The organism is Weissella koreensis KACC 15510 (genome assembly GCF_000219805.1).
Taxonomy (GTDB): Bacteria; Bacillota; Bacilli; order Lactobacillales; family Lactobacillaceae; genus Weissella; species Weissella koreensis.
Genome location: NC_015759.1, coordinates 515,269 through 528,939, shown reverse-complemented (window position 1 = coordinate 528,939; position 13,671 = coordinate 515,269). Strand labels below are relative to the sequence as shown.

Annotated in this window: 12 protein-coding genes; 10 read left to right on the top strand and 2 right to left on the bottom strand. The window is 36.6% G+C overall.

Features of this window, described 5'->3' with window-relative positions:
- Positions 1–32: 32 nt before the first annotated feature.
- Both zwf and glpK read right to left on the bottom strand, forming a co-directional pair.
- Positions 33–1,493, bottom strand: coding sequence for a glucose-6-phosphate dehydrogenase (gene zwf / locus WKK_RS02540; RefSeq protein ID WP_013989361.1), 1,461 nt, complete (start codon positions 1,491–1,493; stop codon positions 33–35).
- Positions 1,494–1,598: 105 nt separating this feature from the next.
- Entirely contained in the window at positions 1,599–3,125 is a 1,527-nt protein-coding gene (glpK, locus tag WKK_RS02535) for a glycerol kinase GlpK (RefSeq protein WP_006845937.1), read from the bottom strand.
- A gap of 461 nt (positions 3,126–3,586) precedes the next feature.
- On the opposite strand from glpK, the gene purR reads away from it, so the two are divergent.
- The 10 genes from purR (at position 3,587) to WKK_RS02485 (ending at position 13,656) form a co-directional block, all read left to right on the top strand.
- Entirely contained in the window at positions 3,587–4,441 is an 855-nt protein-coding gene (gene purR / locus WKK_RS02530; protein ID WP_006845936.1) for a pur operon repressor, read from the top strand.
- Between the two features lie 40 nt (positions 4,442–4,481).
- Positions 4,482–5,873 (top strand): bifunctional UDP-N-acetylglucosamine diphosphorylase/glucosamine-1-phosphate N-acetyltransferase GlmU, encoded by a 1,392-nt coding sequence (gene glmU / locus WKK_RS02525; protein ID WP_013989360.1) that lies wholly within the window; start codon positions 4,482–4,484, stop codon positions 5,871–5,873.
- Between the two features lie 89 nt (positions 5,874–5,962).
- Complete coding sequence (locus tag WKK_RS02520; RefSeq protein WP_006845934.1) at positions 5,963–6,955, top strand: ribose-phosphate diphosphokinase; 993 nt, start codon at positions 5,963–5,965, stop codon at positions 6,953–6,955.
- Between the two features lie 276 nt (positions 6,956–7,231).
- Positions 7,232–7,531 carry a 30S ribosomal protein S6 gene (gene rpsF, locus WKK_RS02515; protein WP_013989359.1) on the top strand — a complete coding sequence of 100 codons (300 nt, stop codon included), beginning with the start codon at positions 7,232–7,234 and terminating at the stop codon, positions 7,529–7,531.
- Between the two features lie 47 nt (positions 7,532–7,578).
- A complete protein-coding gene (ssb, locus tag WKK_RS02510) occupies positions 7,579–8,121 on the top strand; it encodes a single-stranded DNA-binding protein (protein ID WP_013989358.1) in 543 nt (180 codons plus the stop codon).
- A gap of 38 nt (positions 8,122–8,159) precedes the next feature.
- Complete coding sequence (rpsR, locus tag WKK_RS02505) at positions 8,160–8,405, top strand: 30S ribosomal protein S18 (protein WP_006845931.1); 246 nt, start codon at positions 8,160–8,162, stop codon at positions 8,403–8,405.
- A gap of 220 nt (positions 8,406–8,625) precedes the next feature.
- Positions 8,626–9,330, top strand: coding sequence for a response regulator YycF (gene yycF, locus WKK_RS02500; RefSeq protein WP_006845930.1), 705 nt, complete (start codon positions 8,626–8,628; stop codon positions 9,328–9,330).
- A 321-nt stretch (positions 9,331–9,651) separates the two neighbouring features.
- Entirely contained in the window at positions 9,652–11,514 is a 1,863-nt protein-coding gene (walK, locus tag WKK_RS02495) for a cell wall metabolism sensor histidine kinase WalK (protein WP_013989357.1), read from the top strand.
- On the top strand, positions 11,504–12,832 hold the full coding sequence (gene yycH, locus WKK_RS02490; protein ID WP_148235963.1) for a two-component system activity regulator YycH: 1,329 nt from the start codon (positions 11,504–11,506) through the stop codon (positions 12,830–12,832). The genes walK and yycH overlap by 11 nt, the downstream gene beginning before the upstream one ends.
- A complete protein-coding gene (locus WKK_RS02485) occupies positions 12,832–13,656 on the top strand; it encodes a two-component system regulatory protein YycI (protein WP_013989355.1) in 825 nt (274 codons plus the stop codon). The genes yycH and WKK_RS02485 overlap by 1 nt, the downstream gene beginning before the upstream one ends.
- Positions 13,657–13,671: the final 15 nt, after the last annotated feature.

Below are 13,671 nucleotides of genomic sequence, written 5' to 3'. Positions count from 1 at the left end.
CTTTTGTGTTTATTTAGATTAATAATTAAATATTAACGATAAATCCAATGGTTACCATCTTCGGCTAACAAATCGTCAGAAGCCTTAGGTCCCATGGTTCCAGAAACGTAGTTCGGGAATTCAGCAACTTCAGTATCCCAAGCTTTTTGGATGGCATCAACGAATTTCCAAGAAATTGATACACCGTTCCAATCAGCAAAGTTCGATCCGTCACCGTTCATGGCATCCTGAATCATGCGTTCGTATGGCTCAGGGGTTCTTTCCATATCCAAATATGAAACTTCCCACTTCATGATGTCAGTTCGTGTCTTAAATTCTGAAGTGGTATCTTTTGCATTGATTCGGAATTCAATACTTCCTTTAGGATCAATCAAAATTGAAAGGACAGGGTTATCTAATTCGATGTCATTACCAAAGATACTTAAGCCCTTTTTGAATACCACATCTACGCGGGTTTGTTTTGACTTCAAACGTTTTCCAGTTCGAATATAGAATGGGACACCATCCCAACGAGAAGAACGGAATTGTAGGCGGCCTGCCACGAAAGTATCATTTTGTGAATTTTCAGGGACACCGTCTTCATCCAAGTATTTAACTTGAGATCCGTCAATGTTTTCACCATATTGGCCTCGAACAAAGTTAGCACCAACTTCAGCCCCTTTGTAAATATGGAGTGAGTTGAAGGCTACATTCTTAGCAGCCCGGATATCTTTGTCTGTGAAGGAAGCGGGCTTTTCCATTGCTAACCAAGCCACGATTTGCATGGTGTGATTTTGAATCATATCACGAAGGGCTCCGGCATCATCATAATAACCAGCTCGTTCTTCAACGCCCAATACTTCTGAAAGGGTAACTTGAACATTTTCAATATAATCTTTATTCCAAGTAGCGTCGAAAATTGGGTTTCCAAAACGGATTGAAGAAATATTTTGAACCATTTCTTTTCCTAGATAATGATCGATTCTGAAGATTTGATCTTCATCAAAAACTTTTGTTAATTGATTATTCAATTCCAAGGCCGTTTCATAGCTAACACCAAAGGGTTTTTCAATCATTAAGCGATTAAATTCACCATTTTTAGTAACTAGTTCCTCACTATATAAGAAACTAGCAATGGTTCCAAAGAAACGTGGAGCAACTGACATGTAGAAAATACGGTTGCCCTTTAATTCATACTGGGCGTCCAATTCATTATTAAGTTTAAGAAGTTCTTGATAGCCATCTTTATTATTAACGTCTAATTTGAGATAACGGAAGTGGGAGATGAAATGCTTAGCATCGTCTTCATCTTCAACCACGTGATTAATTGATTCACGAACCATGTCGTGAAATTCGGCATTAGTTAAATCGGCACGTGAAGTTCCAACAATCGCAAAATGTTCTTGTAGGAAACCTTTTTTATAAAGGTTATAAACAGATGGGTAAAGTTTGCGCTTAGCTAAATCTCCGGTTCCACCAAAGAAAGTTAGGAGGGTTGTGATCTCTTGTGGCATGATAGTGTACTCCTTTTGATTAATCAATTCCATTACTTTGAATTCTATAATAATAAGTATAACAGATCTTTCAAGAAAGCGCTTTAAAAATGTAAAACTTTTACATTAACCGTTTTCATTGTTATTTTGACTTGAAAAATAACTAGTTGCTTCAATAGCAGTTTTCCAACCTTTTTTTAATTCTTTTCGCCGTTGAAGTGACATTTGTGGGGTGAATTCACGGCCGCGTGATGATAAGCCAACTAAAGCTTCAGGTGATTCCCAATAACCAATAGCTAACCCTGCAAGAAAAGCTGCTCCCAAGGGGGTAGTATCTTCATACATTGAACGATCAATTGTAAGACCGGTAATATCAGCTTGAAATTGCATTAAATAGGGATTCCTTGAAACAGATCCATCAACTTTAATAGCTGCTATTTTGGCTCCACTGTCTTCTCGCATCGTTCTTAAAATATCAGCAATTTGATAGGCAATAGATTGGACAGTTGCTTTAATGAAATCATTTTTATTAGTACCACGAGTAATCCCGAAGACCGCACCACGAGCTTTGGGGTCCCAATAGGGTGCTCCGAGTCCGGAAAAAGCTGGGACAACGTATAGTTCATCATTACTAGTTGATTTTTCAGCTGCTTCAAAAGAATCCGGGACTTCTTCAATTAAGTGGAGACCATCATTTAGCCAACGAATGGCCGATCCAGCAGTAAAGACGGAACCTTCAAGAGCATAAACTGGTTTGTCGCCAATTTGATAGGCAATGGTTGAGATTAAATCATGATTAGAATTAATTAATTGGTCACCCGTATTAAGAAGCAAGAATGCCCCGGAACCATATGTAGTTTTCACAGTTCCGGTTTTGAAACCAAGTTGACCAATCAAGCCAGCATTTTGATCACCAATTACAGCAGCAATGGGGACTTCGGCGCCAAAGAAACGGAGTGGCCCAGTTTTGGCAATGGTTCCATTTGATTTAGTTACTTTTGGCAGCATGATTTTAGGTATATTGAAAATATCTAATAATTTATCATCCCAATCATGAGTTCTGATATTGAAAAGCATGGTGCGGGAAGCATTAGAAATATCTGTAATATGAGTTTTTCGATCACTTAATTGCCATACTAACCAACTGTCCACGGTCCCAAATAATAGATCGCCTTGTTCGGCTGCTTGTTGAGCGCCTTCAACATGATCTAAAATCCATCTAATTTTTGTGGCTGAGAAGTATGCACTAAGAGGTAAGCCGGTTTTTTCACGGATAATTTCTTCATAACCATCTGCTCGTACTTGGTCCACAATTGCTTGGGTCTGAGTTGAAGACCAAATAATGGCGTTATAAACTGGTTGGCCGGTATTCTTATTCCAGACGATTGTGGATTCACGTTGGCTAGCAATTCCAATCGCTTGAATTGATTGAGCTTGAATACCGGCTTCGATCATCGTATCTGTAATTGCATTTTTAGTGGTTCGCCAAATGGCCTCAGGTGATTGTTCTTCCCAACCAACATGAGGATTAATAGGGGTGAGTGGGATGGCAGTACTGGCGACACGCCGGGCGTTTTTATTGAATAACACAGCTCGTGACCCAGTCGTACCTTGATCGATTGCTAAAATATATTCTGGTCTTTTAATTGCCATACAACACTCCTTTGAAGCATAATTTGTTACATTATTTTTTAATTATAAAGTCAGTATACCAATTTTTTAGATTGTGCTAAACTGCTTTTGAAAATAATTAAAATGAATGATTAAACATTGTTGCCATGATTGAAAATGTGATTAATTTTAATAGATATTTCAAACACGCACACACGATATAAATAGATGTATCACAATCTTTCAAAAAATATTGCTAATTTATTGTGGTTTGAGGTGATAAATGTTGATAAATTGAATTGTAAAAGTTATGAAAAATTTACATTATTTATATGGATTATTAAGAGTATAAATATAGTTGTGCAGTGATATAAAATGTACTGTGTATGGAATATAATTCAACTTATTGTGAAAGGTTAATTTATAGGAAGAAACGTTCGTGTTTTCGTGTTATTATTAAAGTATAATATTTGTAAAACACGAACAATGAAAAGGAGCGGACCATGAAAATACGGCGCAGTGACCGACTAGTGGATATGACACGTTATTTATTAGCACATCCAAGAACGCTGATTTCATTAACTAAATTTGCTGATCAATATGAATCCGCTAAATCATCAATTTCAGAAGATTTAGCAATTTTAAAAAGAACATTTTTACAAAATGGGACGGGAATTTTAGAAACGATTCCTGGTGCAGCCGGCGGAGCAAAATTTACTCCGATTATGACTGAAGCAGAAGCTGAAAATTTTGTTGATGGATTAGTAAATGAAATCAGTGATGAGACCCGGGTTTTACCAGGTGGTTATGTCTATTTGTCAGATTTGTTAGGGCAACCTTGGATTCTAGAAAAGATTGGTCGTCTAATTGCAACGCAGTATATTAAAGAACCAATTGATGCGGTAATTACTGCAGCTACAAAGGGTGTACCGGTAGCGCAATCAGTTGCTGAAGCTTTAAATGTGCCGTTTGTGATCGCAAGAAATGATACAAAAGTAACGGAAGGTCCAACTATGTCGGTTAATTATGTGACAGGTCAGGCCAAGCGATTAGAGAAAATGGAACTATCCCGAAGGTCTTTGCCAATGGGTTCACGTGTTTTGATTGTCGATGATTTTATGAAAGCTGGCGGTACAATTCGCGGAATGGAATCATTGGTGCGTGAATTTGAAGGTACTGTGGCTGGAGTGGCTGTGGTAGTTGAAGGCGAAGTTGAACATCGCGTGATTGATAAGTATTCTGCTTTGATCCATGTTAACACGGATAAAGAAGGTGGTTTACTCGACGTACGGGCTGGTAACTTCAAGACAGAAATTTATCAGGATAATTCACAATTACAACAATTAACGAAAAAATAAAAATATTAGCCGATATTTTCGGGCTGAAAGTGAGATTGAAATGGGACGTTATAGTATTATTATGGCCGCAGGTAAGGGAACACGGATGAAATCAACTTTGCCAAAAGTTTTGCACAAAGTTGGCGGTAAAACTATGGTAGATTTGGTTTTGGATACGATCTTAGCGGTAGGTGTTGAAAATATTGTAACGGTTGTTGGACATGAAGCAGAAATGGTTCGAGCTCAAGTAGAAGATCGTTCTTCCGTTGTTGTTCAAACGGAGCAATTGGGAACAGGACATGCGGTTAAGATGGCAGCTCCTATTTTAGCGAAACAAGAAGGATCAACCTTGATTGCTTCAGGTGATGCGCCTTTGTTTACGAAAGCGACCTATGAAAATGCTTTTGCTTATCATGAACAGAGTGGTAACGCTGTAACTGTTTTGACAGCCAAAGCAGCCAATCCTTTTGGATATGGTCGGGTTATTCGAGCTGATGATGGTGCAGTTTTGCGAATTGTAGAACAAAAAGACGCGAATGAAGCTGAGGCTGGTGTTGATGAAATTAATACCGGTGTTTATGTTTTTGACAATCAACTTTTGTTTGCGGCTTTAGAACAAGTCACTAATGATAATGCTCAAGGTGAATATTATTTACCAGATACTCTAGAAATTTTACGTAAAAAAGATCAGGTGGTAGGCGCTTACCAAATTGATGACTTCAATCAATCAATGGGTGTAAATGATCGAGTCGCCTTAGCTCAAGCCAATCAAATTTTGCGACAACGAATTAATACTCAACATATGAAAAATGGGGTTACTTTGATTGACCCACAGACAACTTATATCGATGTTGATGTTCAAATTGGTTCAGATACTGTCATTGAAAATAATGTGGTTCTTAAGGGCCACACCAAAATTGATAGTAATGTAGTTTTGACGGCAGGAACACGGATCATTGATTCAGAAATTAAAACCGCTAGTGTGATTGATAATTCTACTATCGAAGAATCAGTTGTCGGCCCAGAAGCTACGGTCGGACCTTATGCACATTTACGACCAGCTTCAGAAGTTGGTGTACGCGCGCATGTTGGTAATTTTGTTGAAATGAAGAAGGCCCAATTGGGAACTGATTCGAAGGCAGGACACTTAACTTATATTGGGGATGCCACTATTGGATCAGATGTTAATATTGGTGCTGGAACAGTCTTTGTAAACTATGATGGTCAAAATAAGCATCATACCACGATTGGCGATCGAGCCTTTATTGGTTCAAATACTAAAATTATTGGTCCAGTTGAAATGAAAGCAGAAACAATTTCAGCAGCTGGATCAACCATTACCGATGATATTCCAGAGCATGCAATGGGAATTGCTCGTGCCCGTCAAGAAAACAAGCCTGATTTTTGGGAACGCTTACCAGTTGCCGATAAATTTAAATCGCTTAAAAAATAAATTTTCACGTTGAGAAAAAGCATAAAAAACGCTAGAATTAAATATAATAAATACGTTAAAAACGATGACAATCGGCTTTGGAGGAAAAAATGGAGAAATATGCAGATCCGCATTTAAAGGTCTTTTCATTAAGTGGTAATAAGCCGTTAGCACAAAAGGTTGCTACGGCGATTGGAGTAGAACTTTCAAAAATTAATATTTCTCGGTTTTCGGATGGTGAAATTCAAATTAACATTGAAGAATCTGTTCGAGGCGATAATGTTTATATCATCCAATCCACATCTGCTCCAGTAAACGACAATTTGATGGAACTTCTCATTATGATTGACGCGTTACGACGTGCAAGTGCAAAAACGATTAATGTGGTTATGCCTTATTATGGATATGCTCGCCAAGATCGTAAAGCACGTTCACGGGAGCCCATTACAGCTAAATTAGTAGCAAATATGTTAGAGACGGTCGGTGCAACTCGTGTGCTAGCATTAGATTTGCATGCAGCACAAATTCAAGGCTTCTTTGACATTCCGGTTGATCATATGGCAGGGGCTGCAAAATTAGCAGACTATTTGATTACGAGTGGAATTGCCAATGATAATACCATTGTAGTTTCGCCAGATCATGGTGGTGTGACTCGTGCACGGGCTTTGGCAGAATTGTTAGGTTCTAGCGAACCAATTGCTATTATTGATAAGCGACGTCCTAAAGCTAACGTAGCACAAATTATGAATATCATTGGGGATGTTAAAGGTAAGCGAGCTATCATGATTGATGATATGATCGATACTGGTGGTACGATTGCTAAGGGTGCTCAAAAGTTAAAAGACGAAGGGGCAGCAGAAGTTTATGTTGTTGCAACTCACGCTGTGTTCTCAGCTGAAGCGGTTGATAATTTGCAGAATTCAGTCTTTGAAAAAGTTATTGTAACTGATTCAATTGACTTACCTGAATCAAAGAAATTCCCTAAATTGGTGCAAGTCACAATTGCGGATATGATGGCAGAGGCAATTGTCCGAATTAATGAAGATCGGGCAGTTTCACCGATGTTTAGGAAGCGTTTTACCGTGGATGAGATTACCAAATAATTAAATATCAACTAAACAACTTTCTGGTTTTGAAAAATAGATGGTTGTTTTTTGATTAATTGAGATGATCTATTTTCACAAAAATTATCAAAATATTTAAAATATAAATAGAGCTGAACTTTTAACCTATTTGATAGAAGATAAGTTTCTTTTTCAGATTATTCAGACTTGTTTTTACAATTTAAAAATGCTAGACTAATCAAATGTGAGTAGCACAAATAGTGCGACTTCTTGCCGGCATTTTGGACCGGCCATAGACCAGAAGGAGGAAATGTTATGTACGAAATGACTTATATTGTTCGCCCTGATATCGACGCTGATGCTAAGAAGGCATTGGTTGAACGTTTTGATGAGATTTTAACTAACAACGGAGCAACTATTGCTGAATCAAAAGATTGGGCAACACGTCGCTTTGCTTATGAAATTGCTGGATACCATGAAGGAACATATCACGTTGTTAACTTCACTGCTGAAGATGACAAAGCGATTAAGGAATTCGATCGTTTGGCTAAGATCTCAGAAGATATCTTGCGTCACATGGTTGTTACCCGCGAAGTTCGCTCAGAAGCTAAGTAATTAGTGAGCATGGTTGTTAATTTGATTTGAATGAAAGGAGACTTTGTATGAACCGTGTAGTACTTGTTGGACGTTTAGTCCGCGATGTTGAATTACGTTATACCCAATCGGGGACAGCTGTGGCATCATTTAGTGTTGCTGTTGATCGTCGTCGGACTAACCAAAATGGTGAGCGTGAAACTGATTTTATTAACGCTACGATTTGGTCAAAGGCGGCCGAGAATTTTGCGAATTTCACTTCAAAAGGTTCACGAGTTGCTATTGATGGACGTTTACAAACTAGTAGTTACCAAAATCAACAAGGACAAACGGTCTATCGTACTGAAGTCATCGTTGAGAATTTCGATTTATTAGAAACACGTGCTGAGTCTGAGGCTCGTCGCGCAAGTGCGGGAAATACTGGAAATAATAGCCAAAACAACTTTAATGCTGCACCGGCTGGTAATCCTTTTGGAACGCCTAATAATACCAATAATTCGGGAAATGTATTTGGTGGGAATAATAATTCTACAGCAAATGCATCAACTAATAACGATCCATTTTCTGGTGGTCAAGAAATTGACATATCAGATGATGATCTTCCATTCTAAATTTAAATTTTTGAAATTATTATCAGGAGGAATTTAACATGGCACAACAACAACGTCGTAGTGGCGGACCACGCCGTCGTCGTAAGGTTGACTTTATCGCAGCCAACCATATCGAATATGTGGATTACAAGGATACTGAATTGTTGGAACGTTTCATCTCAGAACGTGGTAAGATTTTGCCTCGTCGTGTGACTGGAACTTCAGCAAAGAACCAACGTAAGGTTACAACTGCTATCAAGCGGGCCCGTATCATGGGACTTATGCCTTTCGTTGTTGAAGACTAAAAATTAAATTTCAATATATGGTTAACTATATGTTGTGATTTAAGAGAGATTGGAACTGATTTTTGTTTCAGTCTCTTTTTTATATATAAAATATTAGTCAGTTGATTTAAGGTATAGTCAGTCCGAATTTTGTAAAGTTAAAATAAAATTCAGGATTTCTGAATTGTTTACCAATATGGTACAATATAGCCATAAATGTTTTCTGTGGAGGACTGTGAAGATGAGTAAGATTTTAGTCGTTGATGACGAAAAACCGATTTCAGATATTATTAAATTCAATCTAACTAAAGAAGGTTATGATGTTGTCATTGCAATGGATGGTCAGGAAGCTTTAGACCAATTTGAGGCTGAAAATCCTGATTTAGTATTGTTAGATCAAATGTTACCAGAAGTCGATGGGATGGAAGTTTTACGACAAATTCGAACGAACTCGCAAATCCCAGTCATTATGGTAACGGCAAAAGATTCTGAGATTGATAAAGTTTTGGGACTTGAAATGGGGGCGGATGACTATGTCACTAAGCCTTTTTCAAATCGAGAATTATTAGCTCGAGTTAAAGCTAATTTACGGCGTCGCGATAGTAAAGACTATAATGGCGAAAATGAAAATAATTCCGATGATATTAAGATTGGTGACTTAGTGATTCATCCGGAAGCTTACATGGTAACTAAAAATGGTAAGGATATTGAATTGACTCATCGTGAGTTTGAATTGTTATCGCATTTAGCTAAGCATATTAGCCAAGTTATGACACGTGATGATTTATTACAGACGGTTTGGGGTTTTGATTATTTTGGTGATGTACGGACTGTTGATGTGACCGTCCGTCGAATTCGTGAAAAAATTGAAGACACACCAAGTCATCCAAAAATATTGATGACTCGTCGTGGTGTTGGTTACTATTTGAAGAATTCAGAAGAATAATTTTTATTTATAAAGGAGGGGTTGGGATAATTTAATCTCAGCCTCTTTTTGATTACAATTAAAAATTTGTAAACAACATATTTGAAGAATATATTGGAGGATATGTGGATTAAAAAAACGTTGTGATTGATAAATGTTATACTGTATTTCATATTATTTTAATTGAAAATTATTGCATGTATAAATTAACAAAAAATGTTAGATAAATGCAAAACTTTGAATCGATAAGGCGGTATAATTAAATTAATATGGAAGAATGATGGATTAATTTGGTTATCCTGATTTGATAGGTAAAATTATCCCACGAATGAGGAGCCCATTTTGAAAAAATACAAAAATATATTTTCATCAATTTATTTTAAAAACGCAATCGTTTTCGCTTTAACATTACTTGTAACGTTGGAAATTATTGGAGTCTTTTTTATTAAACAATTGGAACGATCAAATTTAGTGACTTTTAGACAACAAATTGGGTTACCGGCCTATGTCTCAGACCAATTAACACAACAATTAATAGAGGGTAGTTCAGCTGATAGTAACGCTGAGGTTCACGCCACTTTATCAAGAATTAACAATGTTTTGATCTCAGACATTCAAGTTATTGATACTAAAGGTGTAGTTCGTGGAACTGTTGATATTAATAAACAAGAATTAGTAGGGCAAAAGACGACCGATGAAAATCTTCGAGATGCTGCACTTAGTAAAAATTATGTTAAAAATAATATTGAGCAGGATAATCATACTAGATATCAAATTGTAGTGAAGCCACTAATTGATACTTCTGATGGTGAAAACAAAGTGGTTGGAGCAGTTAAAGTCAAAGCGAACTTGGAAAGCGTCTATGATAGTCTAAAAGAAGTTACTTTGATTTACGCCTCAGCGACATTAGTTGCGCTTTTTCTAGGGATTATTATGGCTTTTATCATGTCTCGAACGTTAACGAAGCCAATTACGGATATTAGTGAACGTACAGTGCGGATTGCTGGAGGTGATTATTCTGGGGTTATTAGTGTTCGGGGACATGATGAAATTAGTCAACTAGCAGAGAATGTTAATTTGTTATCACAACGAATTGAAGAGACAACCAGCTCTCAAGAATTAGAACGTCAACGTTTGGATTCTGTGTTGGAACATATGACTGATGGTGTGATTGCAGCTGATCGACGGGGCTCGATTAATTTGATTAATCCAGCAGCCTTGCGTTTCTTAGGAATAGACGATGAACATGAAGTTTTGGGGCAGTATGTATTAAAAGTTTTACGGTTAGAGGATCGATATCAACTAAGGAATTTCTTTGGAAATGTTGATAATTTATTGTTGGATTTTAGTAACGAGGATCAAGAATTAACATTAAAGGTCAACAGTGCACAAATTCAACGAGAATCTGGCTTTATTTCGGGAATGGTTGTAGTTTTACATGATGTAACTGAGGAACAACGAATTAATCAAGAACGAAGGCAATTCGTTTCCAATGTTTCGCATGAATTACGAACGCCTCTGACTTCAGTCAAATCATATATTGATGCGCTTCAAGATGGAGCGACTGATGATCCAGAGTTAACTGGCCAATTTTTGGCGGTTGTTCAAGCCGAAACTGGACGCATGATTAATATGATCAATGATTTACTAGAGCTTTCACGAATGGATCGGGGAGTTCGAAATCTTGAATTAGAATGGGTGAATTTAGGTGCTCTCTTCGAATATATTTTAAATCGATTTGACATGATTATTTCTTCCGATCAAGCAGGACAAAAAGATTATCGAATTATTAGGGAAGTCGAGCCGACACCGGTTTGGGTTGAAATAGATACATCTAAATTTACTCAAGTTATTGATAATATTATGAATAATGCAATTAAATATTCCCCTGATGGTGGAACGATTATGGCACGCTTGAATTTGATTGATCAAAAGGTAGTTATCAGTATTCAGGATCAAGGTTTGGGAATCCCCCAAAAGGATGCTCAACATGTCTTTGATCGTTTCTTCCGAGTTGATAAGGCACGCTCAAGGGCGCAAGGTGGTACTGGATTAGGACTAGCAATTGCTAAAGAGATCGTAGAGTCATTTGGTGGCCGAATTTGGGCTGAGTCTAAAGAAGGACAAGGATCAACGTTTAAAATTTCTTTGCCATATAGTTTGGAAGCGGACTTAGAAGATGATTGGAGTGGTGATGAAGAATAGGATACTTAAATTATTATCGTTTCTTCCAGAACGTCTTCGTCAAGATTGGCGCTCGCTAGTCTTAACAATCTTGGTTTTGACTAGTTTGATTCTGACGGGATTAGTTGTGCAACAGGTTGTAACTCAAAATCAAGGTATTAGTCAATCTAATAATGTTAGTCAAAATAATTTAAACCTCAGCCAACAAATAAATTATAATGTAAATCAATTAGTAACTATTAATGCAGACAACAAAGCAGAATTAGTGACCGAAAATAGAGCTAATTTAAATCAAATCATCAAAGTTGTTCAAAAATATCAAGTTGGGAAGCCCGCCATCACTGCTTATAATAAGGCTGATTTCACAAAAAAAATTAAGCACAATAATACAATTTTATTGGGTTATGGTAATCCTGTCTATAAACAAGTTTTGTGGGATACTTTTGGTATGCAATATCAATTTAAAGATGAAAGTGGCATTAGTTGGGTTCAGATTTCCAAAGATAATCAGTTTAAAGGAATTAATTTTATTGATACAAAACATCGGGTGATATATCATTTTCCACAAATTCAGGCGGATCAGGATTTGAAAAAAATAAAATTATCAACGAAACGGATTCCTATTAAAATTGGTTATCAACATGATAACTTGGAAATCACACGGTTAGCACCGATGGTTTTGTCACAAAGATCATATGTGGTCGCGCACGAGGATGCTGAAGAAATTGTAGAACGCTTATTTGATGGAAATCATCAAAACCAACGGACTCAAAATGATCAACAAACCGTTTATACAGATGGAAGCCAGCGACAACTAGTTCAAAAAGGATCAAAGAATCAATATGTGTATGATTATTACCCAAATCGACTTAAATTGGATAGCTTTAACCGCAGAATCGATTATGCAACTAAGTTAATTCATGAGGTTTACGCAGGGGATGATAACCTTGAATATTTGCAAATTAAGGGCGAAGGACGCGAACTTTATTTTCAACCTTATGTTGATAATTTTCCAGTTTTCAATGATCAAGGGTTAGGGGTGGTAACGTTTAAACAATCTTCTGAGAAACATATTAGATTAAATTTTTCATCAGATTCGCTTAAAGTGCCATTACCAATTTCGGATAATAAGAAGATTGTTTTACCAGCTTGGCCTACGGTTTTGAAGCAATTAAAACAAGCTGATTTTGATACTAATCAGATCACTAATTGGACAATTGGGTATCAATGGGTTAGTGAAAATGATGACTTGGCAACCTTAAAACCAGCATGGTTTATTCAAATCGATAATGGTAAGTGGAAAATCGTTGATAAATATATAGAAAGCAGGACACCGTAATGGACTTAAAAAAGATTTTAACGATTTTTATCTATCTTTTTTTTGGAATTAACGTGTTCTTGATTTTTCAATTAACGGAAAATAAACAAAATAATCAAGCTCAGATTACGCCCAATACTTTGGTCACAAATATGAGAGACGATAATATTGAATTTAATAAATTACAAACAGAACAATTAACTGGTTATTATCTAGGTGGTAATATCAATTTAAAAAATTGGGCTACTAATAATCAGATAGAAAAATTAGACAAGGTTAATGTGACTTTGGATGATAGTAAGAAGCAATTGAAAGGACGTTTAAAGCAACCAGTCTTGTTGGTGAATGACGATAATAAACGCAAGACGCAATTGCGAAAAATTATTTATCAGAATAATTATGTACTACATGCTAAGCAGTATATTTATAATGATAAATTGACAGAACAGGCTAATTTAGGCGGAACTAGTACGACCTATGTGGTTTATCAACAAAAATTAGCAAATGATCAAAGTGTTGGTTCTGATGGTAAATTGACTTTAGAAATTAATCACGCGGGGGAGCTAGTCGGTTATACGCAAACGTATATTGAACATGTACAAAAATTGCGAGACCCAGCTGCATTGATCTCTGAGCAGATGGCAGTGGCAACGTTATATCAATATAATGAAATTCCTAATAACACTAAAATTTTATGGACGAAATTGGGTTATAGCTCCCTAATGTATGTCGATGATAGCGTAGTTTTAGTTCCAACTTGGTTGGTACAAATAAAAAATGGAAATAATTATAATTTACTACGGATTAATGCATTAGATGGTAAATTAATGGATCAAGCTAAATGATAAATGAAAGAGGAC

Bases quoted from the DNA above. Each gene is read 5' to 3' on its own strand.
- zwf (WP_013989361.1), bottom strand. From the start codon at position 1,493: ATGCCACAAGAGATCACAACCCTCCTAACTTTCTTTGGTGGAACCGGA.
- glpK (WP_006845937.1), bottom strand. From the start codon at position 3,125: ATGGCAATTAAAAGACCAGAATATATTTTAGCAATCGATCAAGGTACG.
- purR (WP_006845936.1), top strand. From the start codon at position 3,587: ATGAAAATACGGCGCAGTGACCGACTAGTGGATATGACACGTTATTTA.
- glmU (WP_013989360.1), top strand. From the start codon at position 4,482: ATGGGACGTTATAGTATTATTATGGCCGCAGGTAAGGGAACACGGATG.
- WKK_RS02520 (WP_006845934.1), top strand. From the start codon at position 5,963: ATGGAGAAATATGCAGATCCGCATTTAAAGGTCTTTTCATTAAGTGGT.
- rpsF (WP_013989359.1), top strand. From the start codon at position 7,232: ATGTACGAAATGACTTATATTGTTCGCCCTGATATCGACGCTGATGCT.
- ssb (WP_013989358.1), top strand. From the start codon at position 7,579: ATGAACCGTGTAGTACTTGTTGGACGTTTAGTCCGCGATGTTGAATTA.
- rpsR (WP_006845931.1), top strand. From the start codon at position 8,160: ATGGCACAACAACAACGTCGTAGTGGCGGACCACGCCGTCGTCGTAAG.
- yycF (WP_006845930.1), top strand. From the start codon at position 8,626: ATGAGTAAGATTTTAGTCGTTGATGACGAAAAACCGATTTCAGATATT.
- yycH (WP_148235963.1), top strand. From the start codon at position 11,504: ATGAAGAATAGGATACTTAAATTATTATCGTTTCTTCCAGAACGTCTT.
- WKK_RS02485 (WP_013989355.1), top strand. From the start codon at position 12,832: ATGGACTTAAAAAAGATTTTAACGATTTTTATCTATCTTTTTTTTGGA.